Genomic DNA, 19,620 nt, shown 5'->3' on the forward strand with positions numbered 1-19,620 from the left:
CTCAATCTTCCGATTCACGTCGGGCGAACCGCCCGACATCGATCCGGCGCAGTGCCGGCTGCCGCCTAGAGAGCAGCTGAAGGTTGCGCGAACATGGCCCCCACGATCCGGTGACAAGTTGATGATCGGCTTAGAGCTTTCCGGCGACTCCCTCTGCATTCACCTTGCAAGCTGCCAATTCGACGCGCGCGATCGTGCCACCCCCCTCCGCCGCGACGATCGTGACGCGCCCTCCGTGGCGTTTCACTACCTGCTGGACCAGATTGAGCCCCAAGCCACTTCCCGTGCTGCGAGGGCGGAGACGGTGGAAGGGTTCGAACACCCGTTCGCGTTCTTCCGCCGGGATCCCCGGACCGTTATCCTCGACCTCAACTGTCGCGCCGGTCACACGCACGCTCACGTGCTCTCCGCCGTGCTCGATCGCGTTCTGGATGAGGTTCGTCACAACCCGTTCCAACGCGGCGCCATCACCGCGAGAGCGCTGGCCGCCATCGGCCTGAAACTCGACCGTCCGTCCAGAAGCGATCAGCAGCGGCGCCAAATCGGCAACGACCCGGCGGACTAGCGCCGCGAGATCCAGCTCCTCGTCGTTCCTTTCGGTATCCAGCCGTTCAAGATCGAGCAGCTGCTCCGCCAGGGTAGCGAGTCGCTGAACGTCTTTGCCAAGGTTGCGCGTTGCGGCATCTGACGCCGCGTCAACCTTGGCGCGGAGAATGGCGATCGGAGTGCGCAATTCGTGCGCTGCGGAAGCAATGAAGCGCCGCTGTCGCTCATACCCGTCGTCCAAGCGCCGCAGCGCCTCGTTGACTGCCCGAACCAGCGGAACGATCTCTTGGGGAACGTGCGTCTCGCTGAGGCGCCGCCCGCGTCGGTCGGTGTCGATCTGCTCTGCCTCTTGCGCGATCCGGGACACGCCGGCGAGCGACCGTCGGACGATCCACGGCGTGACAATCAGCGATGTGAGTACGAGGAGGAGGAAAGTCGGCAGCAGCACGACGTTGGACGCCATGATGACGATGAAGCTCAATTCGGTGAGCTTCCCATGGCCGAGGACCGTGAGCGGCCCGATTGGGGTAACTTCACGTCTCACAACGGCCGCCAGATTATAGGGTGCTCGACGATCTCGCAGCTGAGCATAAGAGAGGTCGCTCAGGTGGTTGCTGAGCGATCGGTAAGCCGCTGGCACAGGACCGAACGAAACGCTGCGACCCTCATCATCCTCGGCAACGAACCAGAATCCGCTGGTCTCGTTGCGAAGCTCGACCAGCTCCGGCGTCATGCGGATCGTGAGATTTCCGTCGGTTTTGCGCGCTACGGCGCGGGCGATAACGGGAGTGATTTGCTCATCGGTGTAGGGACCGCCGCTATCCACCCGGAGCGCCACCGCAAGGAGAACGGCGAACGACGCCACGAGCGTTCCGAAATGGAAGAGGAGCGGATAGACAATGAGCGGCCGCTTGAGAGAGCGATGCCTGGTCAAAGCACTTCGCGCAGGAGGTAGCCGACGCCTCTCATCGCGTGGATTTCCACGCCCGCATCCGCCTCGGCAAGCTTCCGACGCAGTCGGGAGATGTGCGAGTCGAGCGCGTTCGATTGCACCTCATCGTCGAACCCGTAGACGGCTTGCTCAAGCACCTCGCGCAGGACTGTCCGCCCGCGCCGCTTGATCAAAGTCGCCAAGGCACGGAGCTCCCGCCGGGGCAGATCGAACGGTGCCCCTTTGACGGACATCTCGTCGTTGGAAAGATCGTACACGAGGTGACCAGCCCTCACCTCCTCGCCTGCCAGATCGGCAGGTCGCCTCCGAACGGCGCGAATGCGTGCGAACATCTCGTCGAGAGAGAAGGGTTTGATCAAATAGTCGTCGGCGCCCTCGTCTAATCCTGCAATGCGGTCGGCAACCCCGCTGCGCGCGCTGAGAACGATGACCGAGATGCTTGGGTGCCTCTCCCGCAGAGCCGGCAAGAGCGAAAGGCCGTCACCGTCCGGAAGTGTACGGTCCAGCAGGACCAAGTCGAACGGGGCGAGCAGCGCCGCCTCTCGCGCGACGCTTAGGCGGTCGGCGACGTCCACAACAAAGCGCTCCCGCTCCAGCGCTCCGCGAAGCGTCTCGGCAAGCTCCCGCTCATCTTCGATCAGGAGGACCCTCAAAGCGAGCTGACCCGGAAAGAGACGGGCCACCGAGCAGCATGGGGCCAAGAAGACGGCACCGCGTTGACAAAGGTGCTCATTCTGTCTGTCGGTGCCACGTCAGGTGCGTAAACACGGCAAGCTCCTACCAGTGCTCGACAAGCTCAGGGGCCGCGACGCCCGGCTCAGAGAGGCGCCATTTCCCCTCCACAGGTATCGCTTGCACCTTTCAATCTGTAGCCCTGCCCGCCGCTTATCTGTGTCGCAGCATCCGGAACGCGATTAGCGTCGAAGGTCGGCGATCGGGGAGCTGCCAAACATGGTCTTATATTCCCGACTGAACTGCGACGCGCTCTGGTATCCAACTTCATACGCGACGCCGCCCACGCTCGAGGTTCCGCCAGCTAGCAGTTTGCGGGCTTCCAGGAGGCGCATGTGCCGCTGAAAGGCGAGAGGACTGAAGCCCGTGACGGCTTTGAAGTGGCGGTAAAAGGACGTCACGCTCATGCCAGCAGATGCGGCAAGGTCGGAGATCGACACAGGCTCGCTGTTATTTGAACCAAGCCAGTCAGCCGCGGCCTTGATTTGCCTCACGCGATCATTGCGTTGGACAACCTGGCGCAGCGTGTCGCCCATCCCGCTTTGCAACAGGCGGTAATAGAGTTCGCTTTCATAATTGGGCGCAAGCATCGCGACATCATCAGGCGCCTTTACGAGACCGACCAGACGGACGAACGCGTCACCCAGCGCGCCATTCAGATCGCCCGCCGCCACCGCGCGTGTCCAGCGCCCCTCGCCCTTCGGCATATCGAGGGCAACGCGCGTGAGCCTGTCGATATCAAGATGAAGGCTGATCCCGACATACGGCAGCGTCGACGTCGAGCGGCTGAGTTGATGCGTATAGGGGAGGCCAAAGGAGGACGCCGCGCAGGTTCCCGCGCTCATCTCGAAGCGGTTGGCGCCCATGGTAAGCACCTTGGTTCCGCGCAGCACAGCGTAGAACATGGGCTCGAACACAGCGGACGTGGGTCTGGTTGCGGCCCCGCTGGACCAAATGGTCAAACGCGGAACCGGGGTCGGTTGCCCCACAGGACCTGGCAGGTAGCCTGTGAAAGGGGAAACATCGTTCAGAAGGCGACAGACCGTGCTCTCAAGATCGGACATCGCCCCAACATAGCGCCTTGGTAGGATCAGGCAAATGTGGAGTACGATCGGGAATGCCGTGGCCCACCTTTACGCCTAACTAGCACGGCGTGAGGAAGAGCGGTTGGCTACCTGCAGGCCCTGTCCCGGATCGCAGAGCGGGAGGCCAATGAGACGTCCCATCGCGAAAGCGAGGTGCAAGGTCGCAAGGTGTGGCGTTCCACTTCACGCAACACAGTTTGGCACTTCCCGACGCTAATAAAGCGGTTCGCAACTGCTAAGTCTGCGGAGAAGAGAGTCATGAGCCTTTCAGATCCCGCAACCGAACGCGCGTGGTTGAACCAAACATGGTAGAAAAGGACCGATTAATGATTGATCTGAATGGAAAGCGGGCCCTCGTAACTGGCGGTTCTCGAGGAATTGGTGCGGCGATCGCTCTGGTGTTGGCTGAGAACGGCGCCGACGTTGCCTTCACTTATCAAAGCGCGGCTGAAAAGGCGCAAAGCGTCGTGAAGTCCATCGAGGGCGCAGGACGCCGTGCGATCGCGATCCAAGCTGATAGCGCAGATCCGCAGGCGATCGCCCGCTCGGTAGATGAAGCCGTTTCGAAGCTCGGTGGCGTCGACATCCTCGTCAACAGCGCAGCAATCGGCCACTCGGGCATGATCGCGGATTTGGATCTCGCCGACTATCAGCGCGTGATGGACGTCAACGTGCGGGCACCGGTCCTGTTTGCGAAGGCTGTCATTCCCCACCTCAAGGATGGTGGCCGCATCATCACGATCGGGTCGGCACTGGGCGAGAGAGTGCCCTTTCCTGGAATCACGACCTACGCGATGTCGAAAGCAGCGCTGACGTCCTTCACCCGCGGCCTGTCGCGCGAACTCGGCCCCAAGGGTATCACCGTCAATCTCGTTCAGCCGGGGGCCACCAACACGGATTCGAACCCTGCGGACGGCGAGGCGGCCGATTTCCAACGCGGTCTGACCTCTCTTGGACGGTACGCCGAGCCCCGCGAGATCGGCAATGCCGTAGCCTATCTCGCCAGCCCAGCCGCGAGCATTATCACGGGCGCGACCCTTACCGTCGATGGTGGCGCGATCGCCTGACGCTTGATCAGAGCAGCGCGCTCGCTGGCCTCCAGAGTCCGAGCGGCGCGCAGGCGACGAAATCTCGGGCCGCGAACGCCCTCTTTTCCGCCTGAACCGTAGTCGCTCTCACCGTGCCACCTAATCATAGCCACGAAGGTCTTTTAAGAATGCGGTATATTCTCTCGCTCGGCATCATTGTCGCCGCTTCCACGGCCGTCCAGGGACTAGCGGCGCAGGGAAAGGAGGCAGCGCCTGTCCAGCCCTCTACAACAGCCGCCGACATGCCTTCACGGATGCCATCGAGACCAGCCAGCATTCCTATCAAGCTGCGGGACAACCTTGTAACCGTGGCGGCGACGATAAACGGCCAGAGCGAAATTGCGGTCCTGGACAGCGGCGCGGGTGCGATCGTCATCGATCGGGAATTCACGCGTGCCATCGGCTTGAAGGCCGGCCAATCGGTCGGCGAGGTAGCTGGAGGGGGAGCTCAGGCTCAACAGCTTCTCCCGGTAAATATCTCCAGCCTGATCGTGGGGCCAATCAGGTTCGACGGAATTGACGCCTATTCCGTGAACCTGGAACAGTTGTCTTCGTCCGCCGGTTTTCCTGTGAGGTTGCTGATTGGGGCGCCAGCGTTCAAGTACGGAGCGATCACGTTCGACTACAAGCGGCAGCGCGTCACGTTTGGCCCGACCGGAAGCTCGCCCAAATGCGCAGCCCCCATCCCCATGTCGTTGGTCCATGATGTGCCGGTCGTCGAGGTAGAGCTGCGTGCGACCCCGTCCTCCGAACCGGCACGTCTCAAGCTTGTGGTGGATCTTGGGACGAGGCACCAGGCGATGATCATTGGTGGGCCATTCGTCAGGAGCGACGCGGGAAAAGCGCTGGTGCAGTCCGGTCAGGCGCAAAAGATCGGACACGGGACCGGTGGTGAGATCCAGGGAAGCATCGCTAAAGTCGCGCACGTTAAGATCGGTATGTTGGAAATCCAGGATTTGGAAGTAGCGCTATCTTCCGGTGCGCCGGTCTTCGAATCCGGTGCGGCTGACGGATCCTTGGGCGTTCCACTCTGGAAAGAGGGCCGGGTCACGTTCGACTATCCGGCAAGAACCTTGTGCATCGAGAGGTAACGAGCGCATGCGGACGGTATACGCAAGCTCCAGTGCTGAAACTAGCGACGCGGGGGAAAGCAACGAGGTGGGTGTGGATTTGATCACGCTGCTGGATCTCCAGCCACATCCAGAAGGTGGCCATTTTCGCGAAACAATACGAACGGCCGATGGACCGGACGGCCGTTCGCGGATGACGGCGATCCTGTTCCTGCTGGCGGAAGGAGAGCGTTCGCACTGGCATCGCGTAGACGCCGACGAGGTCTGGCTCTGGCACTCGGGAACGCCGCTAACGCTTTGGATCGACGGGCAGGATCCTATCTTTCTAGGGCCTGATGCTGGCAGGGGGCAGCAGGTACAGGCGATTGTTCCTGCGGGCACGTGGCAATCGGCCGAGGTGGCCACTGGCTGGGCTCTCATGACCTGCGTCGTCGCCCCCGGGTTCGAGTTCGGCGGCTTCGAACTCGCGCCTCCAGGCTGGAGCCCGAACTGATCTGACAATCAATCTCCTTGGGTAGCGGGCCGGGATGTAGCCGTCGGTTGCGCGGATTAATGCGTCGAGGAACCCGGTTCGGACCAGGCGTGCCCGCGCCTTCCACGAGCTGGAAGGTCGCCTGTGGCCAAGCTTGATGAGGCCCCCCGATGAGGTTGTCAGTGTGCCGAGTTGACGTGGTCCCAAACGCGCGAGATGACGACCGAACCTTCCCCGACGGACGAGGCGACGCGTTTGACTGATCCCGCACGCACGTCCCCGACCGCGAAGATGCCTGGGCACGACGTCGCGTAGGGCGATGCGGCGCCCGCATCGTCGCCCGTCAGAACAAAACCCTTGGCGTCGAGCTGCACTAGCTCGGCAAGCCAAGCGGTATTCGGCACCGCTCCGACCATCACGAACATGCCGCAGGTATCGACGGTTTCCTCCGAGCCGCTTCGCCGGATCGTGACCCTCTCGAGCCTCTGGCTGCCGTGGACCGCAACCACTTGCGCACCGTATTCGATTGTGATCGCCGGATCGGCCTCAAGCCGGCTGGACAGGTAGCTGGACATCGAGGCTGCCAGCGAGTCCCCGCGAACGAGGAGGCGTACCCGGTTTGCGACGCGGCTAAGGAACATCGCTGCCTGCCCGGCCGAGTTCCCCCCGCCGATGACGATGACCTCGGTGTCACGGCAGAAGCGCGCTTCGTTCTCCGTCGCCGAATAGTAGATTCCATCGCCCTCGAAGTCGGCCAGGCGGTCGATCGGGAGGCGGCGATACTGCACTCCCGTTGCGATCACTACCGCTCTCGCACGAGCGCGCCGCCCGCTGCTGAAGGTGGCGCAGAAGGTGCCGTCCTCCAGCATATCTAAGGCATCGACGCGGAGGGGCATCGCAAAGCGCGTCCCGAACTTCATCGCCTGAACCTCGCCTCGCCAGACCAAGTCGGCGCCCGAGATGCCGGTGGGGAAACCCATGTAGTTCTCGATCCGGCTTGATGTGCCAGCCTGCCCGCCCACGGCAATGTCCTCTACCACTACCGCGCTGAGCCCTTCGGCTCCCGCATACACGCCCGCAGCGACGCCAGCGGGACCACCGCCCACGATGAGAACGTCGACGATCTCGTTCTCATTGAGCTCCTGATGCATTCCGACCAGCCGAGCGATCTTTTCCGGCGTCGGATCCGTGATCACCGTATCCTTGCCAAAGATCACCATGGGTTGGCCCGGATCGGCAGAGCAGCTTGATGCCACCGCGTGCGCTTCTGCGCTGTCCAGGACGTGGGACGCGCAGGGGAGTCGATTTCGCGCCGCGAACTCCGCGATGCGTCGGATGTCCCGGTCCGCCTCTTCGCCGATGAGTACGAGAGAGCTGTTTCGCGTTTCGAGTTGTTTGCGACGTCGTGCCGCCAGTACGGTGATGACGATGTCCGACATTTCGGGGATCTGCGCCATCAGCTTGAGCATCTCGGCGCGGGGGACCTCGATCACCCGGGTGTCCTGAGCTGCCCGGAACGCCATCGACCAGCTGCCGCCCGCAAGGAAGGAAATCTCCCCCATGAATTGGGATGGTCCAAGCGTGTCGGGGATCAGGCGCTCTCCGGTGAAAGCGTTCATGACCTCGATCTCGCCCTCCTCAACGTAAACGAAGCTGTCGATCGTTTCGCCGGGTCGGACCAAAACCGTGCCGGCAGGATATCGGACCTCCGTGCCTGCAACGCGCATGGCGGCGACGTGCGATTCTGACAGCGGAACCCGCTGCATCTCTGAAAGGTCTCGGCCGATCTTCTCCACGCCCGTCTCCGATGTACTTGGTCAAATTGACAGCTAGCGAATGGTGGCGGTTTGCCACTTCAACGATCGAGCGGGTAGCTCCGCGCGGTGACATACCGTGTCGCGCGTCGCGGAACGCCTACGGCGCACAGTCTTCGGCTGACATAGGTAGGACCCGCTAGGTTCGCCTCAGGGAACCGGACTAATGCCCAAAACCGAAGCGACGCTGTTCGAGCCGTTGTAGACACAATGGAGAATGATCCCCGGCCAGACCGAGCCGGTACGGCGGAACAGAATCGCGGCAAGCATGCCCACCATGATCGCGACAGGCAGGATTACGCTGATCCCGTGCGCGAGCCCGAAAATGACCGAGCTGACGCCAATGCCGGCCCATGCTCCGTAGCGGTTCAGGGCGTTTGCAACGACACCCCGGAAAAGGATCTCCTCTCCGAAAGGCGTGAACGCGGCACCTCCAAGAAGCGATGCGAAGAACGGGAGCGCGCCGCCACGTGCGGCTGCGTGGAGAATGCCTTGAGGATCGTCGTATCCGAAGGACGCCGCATAGACCATTTGGATGATGTAGTTGAGGCCATATCCGGCCACTCCCATGCCGGCCGCGATTACCAGCCAACGCGACGCAACCCGCCGGAACCCGAACGGCGGAAGGGTCCGGATCCTCAATCCATAGGCGGCGACGAAAGCGCCCACGCCGGCGAAGCCCCCCGCGGTCGAACCGACAACTCCCTGAAGAATCGGCCGATCGGCGGGCAGCTGGCTGAAACCCAGCGCGAAAGCGAACAGCAGCACAGCGAACGCGATGAGACCGATGAGGATCTCAGGCCAGCCAGGCTGCCTTGTCTTAATCCCGGTAAACATTGTTGCCTCGCTCCTCGCCGGTCGAACGTCTGTGCGCCGGCTTCCAGTACGAGTTCGCCCTCGAACATTGCGTGAGTCTGGCGATGCCGACCAAGCTTCGCGGCAAGCGCCCGGGCAGACTAAAACGTCTTAACCATCGCCTCATGGATGACCTGCTGCTATTCCGCGACGGCCTTCGCCGGGCGGCCATTGACGATGTGGATGTTGAGCAATGGCATTACCGGTCGTTCCGATTGCGGACGGCACTCAGCTCGCGCGCAAGTGTTTCAATGAGGGCAGCAGCAGGCAGGGCGCGCGACAGAGGCGCGCCCTGTCCTGCCCAATGCGCCCCAAACCCGTGTTCGCCGCGAGCTTTGGCGGCTGCATGGAGGGATTTGCCGGCATCGTAGGCAATGGGATAGTCGGGCGGCAGACGCTCGGCGAGTTGCCCGATCAGTGCCGTAAAGCGGTTGGCAATCGCTCGCGCGGGGCGTCCGGAGATCAACGGTGTCAGGGTCGTGTGATATGCTCCCGGACCGTTTAAAGCGGTGCGATAGGCATTGTCAGCAGCGGACTCCGGACAGCCTACGAACGCCGTGCCGAGTTGCGCTGCAATGGCGCCAAGTTCGAGCGCGGCCGCGATGCCCGCGCCATCCATGATCCCGCCAGCAGCGATAACAGGCAGCTTCGTTTCCCGCACCAGCAGGCGCGTCAGCGCCAACGTCCCGAGAGCATCGTCTGGCTTTGCCGGATCAAAGACACCCCGGTGTCCGCCAGCCTCGATACCTTGCGCCACAATACCATCGATACCGGCCGCTTCGATCGCGCGTGCTTCCTCCACGCTGGTGGCAGTCGCCAGCAGGTAGATGCCACGCGCGCGCAACTCCGAGAGCGCGTCGGCAGACGGCACACCGAAATGGAAGCTGACGACGGGGGGTTTCAGCGCCAGCAGGGTCGCCAGCATATCGGCATCGTCGTCAAAGCTCTTATAGATCGTACGCAGCGCCTTGGGCGGCTCGGCATCGAACTCCGCGAACAACGGCGCGAGCCATTCCAGCCATGCCCGTTCTCGCTCCAGATCAGCCGTGGCGCTGCCGTGGACAAACAGATTGACGTTAAAGGCTCCATCGATGCGGTTGATGCGTGCGCGGGTTTCCTCAATCATCTCGCGTGCGCCGCTGGCGTCGGTCGCGCCGACCCCGATCGATCCTAGCCCGCCAGCATCCGACACCGTTGCCGCCAGTGTCGGCGTCGAGACGCCGGCCATCGGTGCCTGGACGATGGGGAGCGTCATGTTGAGCCGGTTGAGCATTCTTGCCTCCTTATGCCGCAAACGCTTCGTCAGCCATCGTCTAGTAGACTCTTCTCGCCGTTCGCGAGCGCGCGGATCAGCATTGTGGGTGTGTCGCACCGATTGTGGTTTGCGTCTCAACGATCGTGCGCCTGCGGCGTCGAACCGTCTCACGCAATGTGAGCCGGAAACGACCCTTATTGCAGTTCCGGGCGATCATCATTGCGAGCCGCTACAGGCACGGGTGCTCCGGCGGCATCCGGTAGTCGATGCCGTAACAGGGTACGCCGTGCTGCTTGGCTTGGCGGCAAGCGCTCACCCGGGACGCCTCCCCGCCGCCGAACACCAGCGAGCCGGCCGTGCAGATCGATCGTCGCGTGCCGGTCATCGGATATCACGTCCGGCGTGGCGTGATGGATGATCGCGGGGCCGGCTTCGATCATAGACGATTGAGCTCGAAGGTTTCCTGCCACCCCTTCGCCGATGTGGCATATTGTGCGTCCGCCGCCGCCTTGATCTTCATCCAACCCGGAAGGTCGTCCGGCTGCGGCGTCTCGTAAAGGGCGTGAAGAGGCCTCCCGTCTTCCCCGACGAGGCAGGCCAACGCCGCTTGGGCTTCGGCGCTGATGGAGGCGGGGACCGGGATCGCACGCGCCTCTAGTTTCACCGCAGATCCGTTTTCGTCCATATGCGTCTATTCCGCCTTGGCGAGGATGCGTGCCAGATCCTCGTAACCGTAGAGACTGGCTAGCTCGCGCGGGGTCTGCCCCGAATGGGTGCGCAGACCGAGCGATGCGCCATGCTCGACCAGAATTTGCGCGGCCTCCACATGGCCGTGCCAGACAGCATCGTGCAGTGCTGTCAGGCCGTTATATGGACCTTGCGCGTCGAGGCCGCGACTGCCCACGCCGCCGCGGTCGAGACCCTGCAGCAAAACCCGCAGGACATGTGCGTAGCCGAGAAAAGCCGCCTCGTGGATCGCCGTTCCGCGCATAAGCCCGATCTCACCATGAGGATCTGCGCCGGCATCGAGCAGCAGGTGGACAATCTCCACCTGCCGCGTGCGCACGGCGATGCCCAGAGCGGTATAGTCGTCCTCTACCGTGCCGGTGACGGGGATACGCTGATTCACGTCAGTGCCTTCGGCGATCAGCCTTCGCGCCTCGCCGACGTCGCCCTCCTTGATCGCCACGATCAACGCCGACCCGGCAAGCTGCTCCGCCGATGCTGTTTCGTGGAGCACGATCGCGCGGGCGATCGCTTCCGACCCGTCCTCTTGCGCCAGTTCCAGTGCGGTCTGGTGCCAGTGATTGCGGATCCCCGTCCGCGCGCCGCGATCAAGCAGCAGCTGCACCGCGCCCTCATGCTTGTGCAGCACCGCGTCCATAAGCGGTGTGTTGCCGAGAACCGGAGTTTGCTGGTCTACAAATGCGCCGCAGTCGAGCAGCAGGCGTATGACAGCCGGGCTTCCAGATTGCGCCGCCTTGTGCAGCACCGTTGCTCCCATGCGCGGTTCCACGGCAAGCAGATCGGCGCCGGCCGTCAGGAGTAGCTCCACCATCAGGGTTTGGCCCAAGCCGGCCGCCATCATGAGCGGAGTGAAGCCGTCGGCATCCCGCCGATCAACATCGGTGCTGTCACCTAATGCCACCCGCGCTGCGGCTACATCACCCGCTCGGATCGCTTCATCGAGCGACATCGCACACCTCCCGAGCCAGGAATCGGACAATCTCTTCGTTCACCCGCTCCGCCGCCTCGTGCTGCACCCAGTGGCCGACCCCGTCCAATTCGACGACGTCGACAAGCCCTGGCCACACCGGGCTTAGGTCCGACACGGCGGGAGGCTCTGGGTGGAAGAAGCGGCAGAGACCGTCAGCACCGCCCCAGATATAGAGGCTGGGCTGCGCGATCGTTACGTTCTTGAACGCAGCGGTCAGCCCGAAGGTCTCTTGGAGGACGCGGTAGTAGTTCAGCCCTCCGTGAAAGCCTGTCCGCTCAAAGGCGCTGATCGAATGTGCCACATAGTCGGGATCCGCCCAGGTTGGAATCTCCACCAGCGGAGGGCGGAGCATTCCCTTCGCCGGGTCGATCGGGTCCCACCTTTCTCCGGGCGGGGGACTTGCGGACAGCCAGTAGAGCACGCTGCGTATCGTGTTCGACGCCGGCAAGAGGCGCGCATCCGCTTCGGGTTCGGAAAGTCCGAAGGCGTAATAGCGCTCGCCGAGTCCGCGTGCCCGCAAGTCTTCCCAGAGGCTCGTGTCTCCGCGCGGTGAAAAGGGAATGCTGAGGCTGACGAGCGCGTGGAAGCGGTCGGGACGCATAATGCAGGCTCGCTGCGCATAGTCCGCACCCCAGTCGTGTCCGACAATCACCGCGCTGTCGATCTCAAGCGCGTCGAGCACGCCGATCAGGTCGCCCGTGACATGAAGAGAGGTGTAATTGCGAAAGTCTTCCGGCGCGTAGCTCTGGCCGAACCCGCGCATGTCCAGCGCTATCGCCCGAAACCCAGCCGCGGCAACGGCGCGCATTTGGCTCCGCCAAGTCTCTGCCGTATCCGGGAAGCCGTGGCAGAACAACACGGCTGGGCCCTCGCCCTGGTCAAGCACATGGAAGGGCTCGCCGTTTGCCATCACCCGCATGCGGCGCACGTGGGGATAGTCATCTGCCTGATCGCTCATCTCGAAAGTCCCCTATGTGCCGGTCTGCATGCTCGTCGCCAAGGTCACGTCGGTAACCGCGAGAGGAGCCGCGGTTCCACGAAGTCTCTCTCGACGATGCTCGACCACGTCGCCGTGATTGCCCTCAGGGGAGGTCGGCCAGCTGTTTCCTCATGAAGAGCATGAAGTCCTGATTTCCGGTGTAGAAGTCGAGAACGGCCCGCGCCCGTCTTGTGGCGAAGATCGTCGGCAGTGCCGCAGTTAGGGTTTCCCATGATTCCCCGTCGAGCGTCCCCGTTCTGAACTGGTGCCAGGCGTATTCCCGGATCTTGATGAGCTTGACCACCTGCCACAGGAACATCCGCTCCGCTTCCGGCGTCAGCGCGATATCGTCGCCTATGAAGTGCGGATCGACGCCTTGCTGCATGTAATCGGAGATGATGCCGATGTCGGCTTCCAGGATCTCCTGAAACGAGCTCGCGATCATGGCCTTCGTGTTCTGCCGAAGCTGCACGATCACATACCATAGGCTGGCCACGACCACGACGGACTGCACGAGACCGCTGACCGCCGAGATCGCCGTCCAGTTCATCCCACTCTCCTCGGTGCGCTTGTGAGGCGTCGCACGCGCGACAGTTATTGGGGGAGCGGGTTCGTCGTCGCGAAGGAGTAGCGCGCGATCTTCCACGCCTCGTCATCGCCTTTTTGGAAGATGAACAGTTCGTGGTTGGCGTCGGGGACGCGTTGCTTGATTGCATTCACGGTCACATGCCCGTTCGAACTCGTCCGGACGAACGCCCAGTTCGGCGCGACCTGCACGACCTCCTCGACCGTCAACTCGGTATCGAAGGTGATCGCCTGGAAAATGCCGTTGTAGGCAGCCCGGATTGCATCGGCGCCGACGGTCGAAGGGTTGTTCGGAGCCATGAAGACGCCATCAGGTGCAAATACGGTCAGCACTGTGTCGGTGTCCGAGGCGTTCAGCGCCGTCTCGTAGGTCAGCAATACCTCTTCGATGTCTGCCTGAGTCGAAGCGGCGCCTGCGGTTTTGCTTGCAGATTTCACGAGCTTTCTCATAACGTGCATCCCCGTCTTGATTCAATTTGTTGCGCTTGGACTTTATGTCGCTTCCGGTCTTCGGAGTAGTATGGGGGTCTGCGATACTGTGTCGCCGTTTCCGGAACGCGGCACGCCGGACGCCCCCCACGGCGTCCCATGAATGGATCGCAGCCAGCAGGGCGCTCGCAAGGCTGAAGGCTTTAGAGCGCCCGGGGCGATCTCATCACCATTGCGATCGGCGCCGTCAGTGCTCCGGCGTCGACGCTCCAGCCTTCGTCCGGATCAGGGGCGCGCCCTCCAGGACGCGCTGAACCGGGCACTTGCCCGCGATCTCCATCAACCGTGCCAGTTGATCGGCGCCGAGCAGCGGAGCGCTGATTGAGACGGTCTTGTCGAATATATCGATTGGTGCAGCGGCACCGGCAATCACCGTCTTCACATGATCAACCACAACCTCGATATGCTCGACCGGCCAGCCTTGCTGGAGCGCAAACCAGCGGACGGTCATGACGGTGCATTCGGCTAGCGATGAGGCCAGCAGTTCGAGCGGGTTCGGCCCCAGGCCGCCGCCGCCCGCACTGGCTGGTTCGTCGCCAATGAAGCTGTGGTCATGCGTCGCGATGCGGACAGCAAACGGGCTCTCCCCGGTTTCGATCGCTGATACTCGGGTGCGAAGGGCCGCCATCACGAGATCCATGGGGCCGGTGTAGGAGAGGCCTGGCTTTGCAAAAACCAGGAGGAGGGTCGCGTGCTTGCAGAGCCAATCGCGATGTCTCCTCGCAAACCGGTGCTGCAGATGACAAAAGGGTTCATGATATCGCTGGCAGAGGCGGAACCGGCTCGTCCGGTAGTGGAATGAACTCGGCATCGTCGGCATCGGGCAGCTTCATGCGTCCCGCCTTCCAATCGGCCGCCGCCTGAGCGAGCCGGTCCTTGGATGAGGAAACGAAGTTCCAGTGGATGAAACGCTCTCCGATCGGCTCGCCGCCGAGAACCATGACGGTCGAAGCCTTCTTGGCCTTAAAATGCGAAGAGCCCGCGCCCAGAACCAGCATCTGTCCCGCCTCGTAGCGATTGCCGTGGATTTCGATCGCGCCCGCCGCGATGTAGAGCGCCCGCTCTTTGTGATCCGCGGGGACTTCTGCGACCGCGCCAGGCTCCATTTCGAGGTGCGCGTAGAAGAGCGGCGAGTGCGTCTTGGCCCTTGCGGTGAGGCCATAGGCGCTGCCCGCGATTAGATGACCGACTACTCCGCCGCTTTCCCATTGCGGCAGGTCGGTGCCCGAGTGGTGGGTGAAGGACGGGGCGCTTTCCTCGAATTCCTCCGGCAGCGCGACCCAGGCCTGGATGCCATGCAGGTGGTCGCCGACGGCGCGGGCATGTTCGAAGCGCTCGCTATGCGTGATGCCGCGGCCGGCCGTCATCCAATTCACTTCTTGCGGCCGGATCGGCATTTCGTAGCCGAGGCTGTCGCGGTGCATGATCTCGCCCGAGAACAGGTAACTGACGGTCGACAGGCCAACGTGCGGATGCGCCCGGACATCGAACTCGGGGCCGAGGCCGGGGGCCAGATCGATGGGCCCGAAGTGATCGAAGAATATGAAGGGTCCGACCATGCGCCGCTTGGCGAAGGGCAGGACGCGGCCGACCTCGAAGCCACCGCCTAGATCGCGGCGACGCTGATCGATGACGAGTTCAATCATTCTGGGTCTCCGTCGCGACGATATCGGCATATTCGGGATGGCGCGCGTAGAAGGCCGCCATGAAGGGGCAGAGCAGCACCACCTTGCGCCCGGACGAACGGATGGCGTCGAAGGTGCCGCGTGCGAGCTGTGAGCCTAGACCCTGTCCGGAGAACCGCTTCGGCACGATCGTGTGGGTCAGGACGACCTGATCACCGTCCATGCGGTAATAGGCAGCGGCAACTTCGTGGCTCGCATCGATCGGCAGTTCGAAGCGATGCTGAGCGGGATTGTCTTCGACGACGTTCACGCGAGGTTCTCCCCCTTGATAAAGGCAAGAAGGTCGGCGTTAATGAGGTCGGGATGGGTCGCGAACATGCCGTGCGATAGGCCGGGATAGGTTTTGAGCGCGCCATTCGGGAGCAGCTTGACCGCAATGCGAGCCGAGGCCTCGATCGGCACCACTTGATCGTCTTCACCGTGCATCAGGAGCACGGGAACCGTGACGGCCTGCAGATCTTCGGTGAAGTCCGTTTCCGAGAAGGCCGTGATACAGTCGTAATGCGCCTTGGTGCCGCCCATCATGCCTTGGCGCCACCAATTGCGGATCAGGCCTTCGCTGACCTCGGCGGCGTCGCGGTTGAAGCCGTAAAAGGGACCGCTGGGCACATCGAGAAAGAATTGCGCGCGGTTGCGGCTGAGCGCTTCGCGGAACCCGTCGAAAATCGACATCGGCAACCCGCCGGGATAGCGCTCCGTCGCCAGCATGATGGGTGGCACGGCGCCCAAGAGCACGGCCTTGGCGACGCGACCGGGTGTGCTTCGCGCGACATAGCGGATCACTTCGCCGCCACCGGTGGAATGCCCGATATGTACTGCGTTTTTCAGATCGAGCGCGTCTGCCAGTTCCGCGACGTCGGCGGCATAGGTGTCCATCTCATTGCCGGTATCGGTCTGGTCGGAACGGCCGTGACCACGTCGGTCATGCGCGACGACGCGGTAGCCTTTCGCCAGAAAAAACAGCATCTGGTTATCCCAGTCGTCTGAACTGAGCGGCCATCCATGATGGAATACGATGGGCTGGGCGTCGCGAGGACCCCAATCTTTGTAGAAGAGGCGTGTACCGTCCTTCACCGTTAACGTTGCCATTGTCGGGCAAATCCTTCTTGGTTGGGGACCGGGCTAAGGCCTGTCAGCCCCGCGCCTGATCCGGGTAAACATGGATCGCCTGAATTCGACCGTTCTGAATGTGGGCGACCTCGGTCCGATTCATGGCCGCCGGTCGATCACCTGGTCCGGCCCTGCCGTTCCGTCCGGCACGTGCACGGCCATGCCACCTGCGGCGATCCGTGCGACGGCTGTCTCGATCTGACCCCGGGCATGCGCGATCGCGGCGTCGCGCGCTTCGGGCCCAAAGCCGATCTTTTCGGCATGAACGAACGCGACATCCGTGATCCCGACGAAGCCGAGAAGCTGCTTCAGATACGGCTCTTGGAAGTCGAGGACCTTGCTCGGCCCTTCGCTATAGAGACCGCCCCGCGCCTGGATCACAATGGCGCGGATGCCTGTGAGCAGGCCCTGCGGGCCGGATTCACTGAAAGAGAACGTTACGCGCGGTCGCAGCACATGATCGAACCAGCTGCGCAGCGTCGTTGAAATGCTGAAATTGTACATCGGCGCCCCGATCACGAGGATCGTCGCCTCCTGCAGCTCCGCGATCAGATCGTCCGACAGCCCCTGCGCAGCAAGCTCGTCTTCTGTTGTTGCAACAGCACGAATGCCGGCGACGGTGTCCGGGGTCAGATGCGGAACCGGAACGTCACTGAGGTCGCGCCGGGTGACCAGCGCGTCAGGAATCGCCGCCAGCAGACGCTGCACCGTTTCTTCGACGAGGACACGGGAGACCGAGGCCTCGCCGGAGATGCTGCTGTTGATCGCAAGAATTCGGTTCACACGGCGCTCCACTTCGATTGCGGAACCCGGCGTAACATTCCGGCGACGGGCTAAGTAGCGGCGCAACGTGACAAGCTGTGTCGCAGAAAGAGCAACCCTTGGCCGATCGCATCTTATGCCGCGCTCGCGATGCTGAGCGGCCGCAGCTCGAGCCACGCTCCTAGCCGAAGCCATCTATGGCCGCGACGAACACCCGCCTGCCGTCAGGCGCGAGTGTCGATTTCCGCTTTGACCGGCACCTGGCTTTGGACAGCGAGATCGAGCACGCGCGCCGCAGCTGTGACGGAATCCCCCAGCGCCTCGCCCTCGGAAAGCTTCTTCATCCAGACGCGTAGTAGCTTTCCATAGAGCTTGCGCTGGGCCGCCGTCATGCTGTCGTCGAGCCGTGTTAAATCGTTGGTCGGACCTGTTGACGTCGCCTCGAGATCGCACATTGATGCGATGACCACGTCGATGCCGAATGGCTTGAGTTCGGCCCGGTATGCGGCCGAAAAAGCTTCTACGGCCGCCTGCGAGGCATCCGACGGGCCGTCAAAAGGCTGCGGCTCATCCCGCGCCGAGGAACTGATCTGAACGATGCGGCCTTGAGCCATCCGTAGCGCGGGTAGGAAAGCGTTGATGACCGCCAGTCCGCCGAAAACATTTGCCTCAAAGCCACGCCGCACCTCTTCGAGGGGCAGCAATTCGAGGGGACCGGAGGGCAGATGCACTGCCGTATTGATGAGAAGATCGAGCCCGGATTTACCGATCGCCTCTGATACACCGGCGGCCCACGCATTCACCATCTGCGTCTGTTGCATATCGCAGGCGATAAGACTGACACGGCCGCTGGAGGCACTGCGTAGATCTTCCACCTCCTGCGCCGAGCCGGCGGTACCGAATACAATGGATCGCCTCTTCGCAAGCATAAGCGCGATCTCGCGGCCGAGGCCGTGACCTGCGTTGGTGACGACGACCGGTCGGCCAGATGTTCTAAGAAGCGGACGCATGTCGGACACCCTTGTTCGCAGACGCAAAGATCATTTGGTAAAAAAGCGTTCTCGCACCGTCGGAGCGACCTCTCTGCCCAGGAGCTCAATCGAGCGTTGCATTGCTGGCGGCTCAACCGACGCGGTGCTCATCTGGAATGTGATCCGCGAAATGCCGCCCAGCGCTTCGCTCGCCCGCAGTACCTTGTCGGCCACGGTCTCGGGCGCGCCTACCAAGTACGCGCCTTCAGGACCCGCCATGTCTGCGAACTGCGCGCGTGTTGGTGGCGTCCATCCGCGCTCGCGACCGACGATGGCCATCAAATGCGCCCAACCCGGGTAGAAGGCATCAGCCGCCTCGGCGTCTGTAGCTCCGAGGAAGCCGAGCGCGTGGACCCCAACCTTTAGTGTTGCGGGACCGTGCCCGGCCTTCTCACCGGCTTGCCGATAGAGGTCAACGAGTGGGCGGAAGCGCCCGAAGGTGCCGCCGATAACCGCGATCATGAGTGGCAGGCCGAGCAGGCCAGCGCGAGCGAAGGATTCCGGCGTTCCGCCGACGCCAAGCCAGACGGGCAGCCGCGGCTGATGCGGACGCGGGAAGACACCCTCTCCATTGAGGGACGGTCGGAAGCGCCCTTGCCAGATCGGGTGGGTGGTCTCACGCAACGTCAGAAGCAAATCGAGCTTCTCGGCGAAGAGGTCGTCGTAGCTGCGCGGGTCGAGGCCGAATAACGGGAAGGCCTCGCCGAACGAACCGCGGCCGACCACTAGCTCGGCTCGCCCCTTGGAGATCAGGTCCAACGTGGCGAATTCCTGGAAGATCCGCACTGGATCGGCAGCGCTGAGCACGGTGACTGCGCTTGTCAGTCGGATGCGGCTGGTGCGTGCGGCCGCCGCAGCCAGGATGATGGCCGGAGCAGAATCGAGGAATTCCGGGCGATGGTGCTCGCCGATGCCAAATACGTCCAGGCCAACGCTGTCGGCGATTTCCACCTCCGTAAGCAATGCCGCCATGCGATCGGTGGAGGACGGCAGAGCACCGGTCGCCGGGTCAGGCAGAATAGCGGCGAAACTATCGATACCAATTTCCATCTAGGGTCCTTTTGCGTGGCAGGGCTGCGGGAGGGGTTCTAGGGAAACGCCTCTCTCTTTCCATGTCGCCGGCCTGGTTCCGATCGGATCGCCCTGCCCCGATCTTCGGACATCGGCGCCCCGTTCGGTCGGAAGGTAAACTTCCTCGCGTCCGCAAGACTTAATCCAGCCGAGCTCCGGCCAAGGGAAAATCACGGCGCATCCTCCTTCCGCCCTGAACCGGATTGTGTTCGCGAGGGCTCAGCCGACAAGGCATCACCTGCCAGCTCAACTGCCATCTTGGGCGGAGCCGCGGTAGCGCCACCTACTGGTAATCTCTGTCGCCCGAACGGCAACGCCAACC

The 19,620-nt window shown here is 62.7% G+C and carries 21 protein-coding genes; 3 read left to right on the top strand and 18 right to left on the bottom strand.

The genetic code is table 11. The features are described from left to right. Positions 1 to 130 precede the first annotated feature (130 nt). The 3 genes from CVN68_RS22395 to CVN68_RS22405 all read right to left on the bottom strand — a co-directional run bounded on the left by CVN68_RS22395 (position 131) and on the right by CVN68_RS22405 (position 3,294). Positions 131 to 1,480: a sensor histidine kinase gene (locus CVN68_RS22395; RefSeq protein WP_100284651.1), complete on the bottom strand. Its 1,350-nt coding sequence runs from the start codon at positions 1,478 to 1,480 to the stop codon at positions 131 to 133. After that, positions 1,477 to 2,151: a response regulator transcription factor gene (locus CVN68_RS22400; RefSeq protein ID WP_100284652.1), complete on the bottom strand. Its 675-nt coding sequence runs from the start codon at positions 2,149 to 2,151 to the stop codon at positions 1,477 to 1,479. The genes CVN68_RS22395 and CVN68_RS22400 overlap by 4 nt, the downstream gene beginning before the upstream one ends. A gap of 261 nt (positions 2,152 to 2,412) precedes the next feature. Beyond that, positions 2,413 to 3,294 (bottom strand): AraC family transcriptional regulator, encoded by an 882-nt coding sequence (locus CVN68_RS22405; protein WP_100284653.1) that lies wholly within the window; start codon positions 3,292 to 3,294, stop codon positions 2,413 to 2,415. A gap of 347 nt (positions 3,295 to 3,641) precedes the next feature. Between CVN68_RS22405 and CVN68_RS22410 the strand changes: the two genes are divergently transcribed. The 3 genes from CVN68_RS22410 to CVN68_RS22420 all read left to right on the top strand — a co-directional run bounded on the left by CVN68_RS22410 (position 3,642) and on the right by CVN68_RS22420 (position 5,966). Beyond that, positions 3,642 to 4,382 (top strand): SDR family NAD(P)-dependent oxidoreductase, encoded by a 741-nt coding sequence (locus CVN68_RS22410; RefSeq protein WP_100284654.1) that lies wholly within the window; start codon positions 3,642 to 3,644, stop codon positions 4,380 to 4,382. Positions 4,383 to 4,531: 149 nt separating this feature from the next. Further along, positions 4,532 to 5,494 carry an aspartyl protease family protein gene (locus tag CVN68_RS22415; protein WP_100284655.1) on the top strand — a complete coding sequence of 321 codons (963 nt, stop codon included), beginning with the start codon at positions 4,532 to 4,534 and terminating at the stop codon, positions 5,492 to 5,494. Between the two features lie 73 nt (positions 5,495 to 5,567). Continuing rightward, positions 5,568 to 5,966 (top strand): cupin domain-containing protein, encoded by a 399-nt coding sequence (locus tag CVN68_RS22420; protein WP_407695555.1) that lies wholly within the window; start codon positions 5,568 to 5,570, stop codon positions 5,964 to 5,966. Between the two features lie 158 nt (positions 5,967 to 6,124). Here CVN68_RS22420 and CVN68_RS22425 read toward each other — a convergent pair whose 3' ends face one another. From CVN68_RS22425 to CVN68_RS22495, 15 genes are all read right to left on the bottom strand, one after another. Then, on the bottom strand, positions 6,125 to 7,741 hold the full coding sequence (locus CVN68_RS22425) for an FAD-dependent oxidoreductase (protein ID WP_100284657.1): 1,617 nt from the start codon (positions 7,739 to 7,741) through the stop codon (positions 6,125 to 6,127). A 168-nt stretch (positions 7,742 to 7,909) separates the two neighbouring features. Continuing rightward, positions 7,910 to 8,596, bottom strand: coding sequence for a CPBP family intramembrane glutamic endopeptidase (locus CVN68_RS22430; protein WP_100284658.1), 687 nt, complete (start codon positions 8,594 to 8,596; stop codon positions 7,910 to 7,912). Positions 8,597 to 8,813: 217 nt separating this feature from the next. Then, positions 8,814 to 9,887 (bottom strand): NAD(P)H-dependent flavin oxidoreductase, encoded by a 1,074-nt coding sequence (locus CVN68_RS22435; protein WP_100284659.1) that lies wholly within the window; start codon positions 9,885 to 9,887, stop codon positions 8,814 to 8,816. Between the two features lie 418 nt (positions 9,888 to 10,305). Beyond that, positions 10,306 to 10,554, bottom strand: coding sequence for a hypothetical protein (locus CVN68_RS22440; RefSeq protein ID WP_100284660.1), 249 nt, complete (start codon positions 10,552 to 10,554; stop codon positions 10,306 to 10,308). A 6-nt stretch (positions 10,555 to 10,560) separates the two neighbouring features. Further along, positions 10,561 to 11,565: an ankyrin repeat domain-containing protein gene (locus tag CVN68_RS22445; protein WP_100284661.1), complete on the bottom strand. Its 1,005-nt coding sequence runs from the start codon at positions 11,563 to 11,565 to the stop codon at positions 10,561 to 10,563. Next, positions 11,552 to 12,544 carry an alpha/beta fold hydrolase gene (locus tag CVN68_RS22450; protein WP_100284662.1) on the bottom strand — a complete coding sequence of 331 codons (993 nt, stop codon included), beginning with the start codon at positions 12,542 to 12,544 and terminating at the stop codon, positions 11,552 to 11,554. The genes CVN68_RS22445 and CVN68_RS22450 overlap by 14 nt, the downstream gene beginning before the upstream one ends. Before the next feature lie 124 nt (positions 12,545 to 12,668). After that, positions 12,669 to 13,115 (bottom strand): hypothetical protein, encoded by a 447-nt coding sequence (locus CVN68_RS22455; protein WP_100284663.1) that lies wholly within the window; start codon positions 13,113 to 13,115, stop codon positions 12,669 to 12,671. 44 nt (positions 13,116 to 13,159) lie between these two features. Beyond that, a complete protein-coding gene (locus CVN68_RS22460) occupies positions 13,160 to 13,600 on the bottom strand; it encodes a YybH family protein (RefSeq protein WP_158299056.1) in 441 nt (146 codons plus the stop codon). A 226-nt stretch (positions 13,601 to 13,826) separates the two neighbouring features. Then, positions 13,827 to 14,279, bottom strand: coding sequence for an OsmC family protein (locus tag CVN68_RS22465; protein ID WP_100284665.1), 453 nt, complete (start codon positions 14,277 to 14,279; stop codon positions 13,827 to 13,829). A gap of 112 nt (positions 14,280 to 14,391) precedes the next feature. Next, complete coding sequence (locus CVN68_RS22470; RefSeq protein ID WP_100284666.1) at positions 14,392 to 15,285, bottom strand: pirin family protein; 894 nt, start codon at positions 15,283 to 15,285, stop codon at positions 14,392 to 14,394. Continuing rightward, the gene (locus CVN68_RS22475) at positions 15,278 to 15,574 is read right to left on the bottom strand and encodes a GNAT family N-acetyltransferase (RefSeq protein ID WP_100284667.1); all 297 of its coding nucleotides are present in this window, start codon (positions 15,572 to 15,574) and stop codon (positions 15,278 to 15,280) included. The genes CVN68_RS22470 and CVN68_RS22475 overlap by 8 nt, the downstream gene beginning before the upstream one ends. Next, the gene (locus CVN68_RS22480) at positions 15,571 to 16,413 is read right to left on the bottom strand and encodes an alpha/beta fold hydrolase (RefSeq protein WP_100284668.1); all 843 of its coding nucleotides are present in this window, start codon (positions 16,411 to 16,413) and stop codon (positions 15,571 to 15,573) included. Before CVN68_RS22480 ends, CVN68_RS22475 begins: the two co-directional genes overlap by 4 nt. Positions 16,414 to 16,533: 120 nt before the next feature. Further along, positions 16,534 to 17,217, bottom strand: a complete 684-nt coding sequence (locus CVN68_RS22485) for an FMN-dependent NADH-azoreductase (RefSeq protein ID WP_100284669.1) — start codon at positions 17,215 to 17,217, stop codon at positions 16,534 to 16,536. A 203-nt stretch (positions 17,218 to 17,420) separates the two neighbouring features. After that, positions 17,421 to 18,206 (bottom strand): SDR family NAD(P)-dependent oxidoreductase, encoded by a 786-nt coding sequence (locus CVN68_RS22490; protein WP_100284670.1) that lies wholly within the window; start codon positions 18,204 to 18,206, stop codon positions 17,421 to 17,423. Between the two features lie 30 nt (positions 18,207 to 18,236). Further along, positions 18,237 to 19,277 (bottom strand): Atu2307/SP_0267 family LLM class monooxygenase, encoded by a 1,041-nt coding sequence (locus CVN68_RS22495; protein WP_100284671.1) that lies wholly within the window; start codon positions 19,275 to 19,277, stop codon positions 18,237 to 18,239. Positions 19,278 to 19,620: the final 343 nt, after the last annotated feature.

This window comes from Sphingomonas psychrotolerans (assembly GCF_002796605.1).
Classification (GTDB): Bacteria; Pseudomonadota; Alphaproteobacteria; order Sphingomonadales; family Sphingomonadaceae; genus Sphingomonas; species Sphingomonas psychrotolerans.

What these genes read in the sequence shown, in the direction of transcription:
- CVN68_RS22490 (WP_100284670.1), bottom strand. Translation starts at nt 18,206, where the DNA reads ATGCGTCCGCTTCTTAGAACATCTGGCCGACCGGTCGTCGTCACCAAC.
- CVN68_RS22410 (WP_100284654.1), top strand. Translation starts at nt 3,642, where the DNA reads ATGATTGATCTGAATGGAAAGCGGGCCCTCGTAACTGGCGGTTCTCGA.
- CVN68_RS22495 (WP_100284671.1), bottom strand. Translation starts at nt 19,277, where the DNA reads ATGGAAATTGGTATCGATAGTTTCGCCGCTATTCTGCCTGACCCGGCG.
- CVN68_RS22480 (WP_100284668.1), bottom strand. Translation starts at nt 16,413, where the DNA reads ATGGCAACGTTAACGGTGAAGGACGGTACACGCCTCTTCTACAAAGAT.
- CVN68_RS22440 (WP_100284660.1), bottom strand. Translation starts at nt 10,554, where the DNA reads ATGGACGAAAACGGATCTGCGGTGAAACTAGAGGCGCGTGCGATCCCG.
- CVN68_RS22450 (WP_100284662.1), bottom strand. Translation starts at nt 12,544, where the DNA reads ATGAGCGATCAGGCAGATGACTATCCCCACGTGCGCCGCATGCGGGTG.
- CVN68_RS22465 (WP_100284665.1), bottom strand. Translation starts at nt 14,279, where the DNA reads ATGGATCTCGTGATGGCGGCCCTTCGCACCCGAGTATCAGCGATCGAA.
- CVN68_RS22455 (WP_100284663.1), bottom strand. Translation starts at nt 13,115, where the DNA reads ATGAACTGGACGGCGATCTCGGCGGTCAGCGGTCTCGTGCAGTCCGTC.
- CVN68_RS22445 (WP_100284661.1), bottom strand. Translation starts at nt 11,565, where the DNA reads ATGTCGCTCGATGAAGCGATCCGAGCGGGTGATGTAGCCGCAGCGCGG.
- CVN68_RS22430 (WP_100284658.1), bottom strand. Translation starts at nt 8,596, where the DNA reads ATGTTTACCGGGATTAAGACAAGGCAGCCTGGCTGGCCTGAGATCCTC.
- CVN68_RS22470 (WP_100284666.1), bottom strand. Translation starts at nt 15,285, where the DNA reads ATGATTGAACTCGTCATCGATCAGCGTCGCCGCGATCTAGGCGGTGGC.
- CVN68_RS22435 (WP_100284659.1), bottom strand. Translation starts at nt 9,887, where the DNA reads ATGCTCAACCGGCTCAACATGACGCTCCCCATCGTCCAGGCACCGATG.
- CVN68_RS22415 (WP_100284655.1), top strand. Translation starts at nt 4,532, where the DNA reads ATGCGGTATATTCTCTCGCTCGGCATCATTGTCGCCGCTTCCACGGCC.
- CVN68_RS22405 (WP_100284653.1), bottom strand. Translation starts at nt 3,294, where the DNA reads ATGTCCGATCTTGAGAGCACGGTCTGTCGCCTTCTGAACGATGTTTCC.
- CVN68_RS22460 (WP_158299056.1), bottom strand. Translation starts at nt 13,600, where the DNA reads ATGAGAAAGCTCGTGAAATCTGCAAGCAAAACCGCAGGCGCCGCTTCG.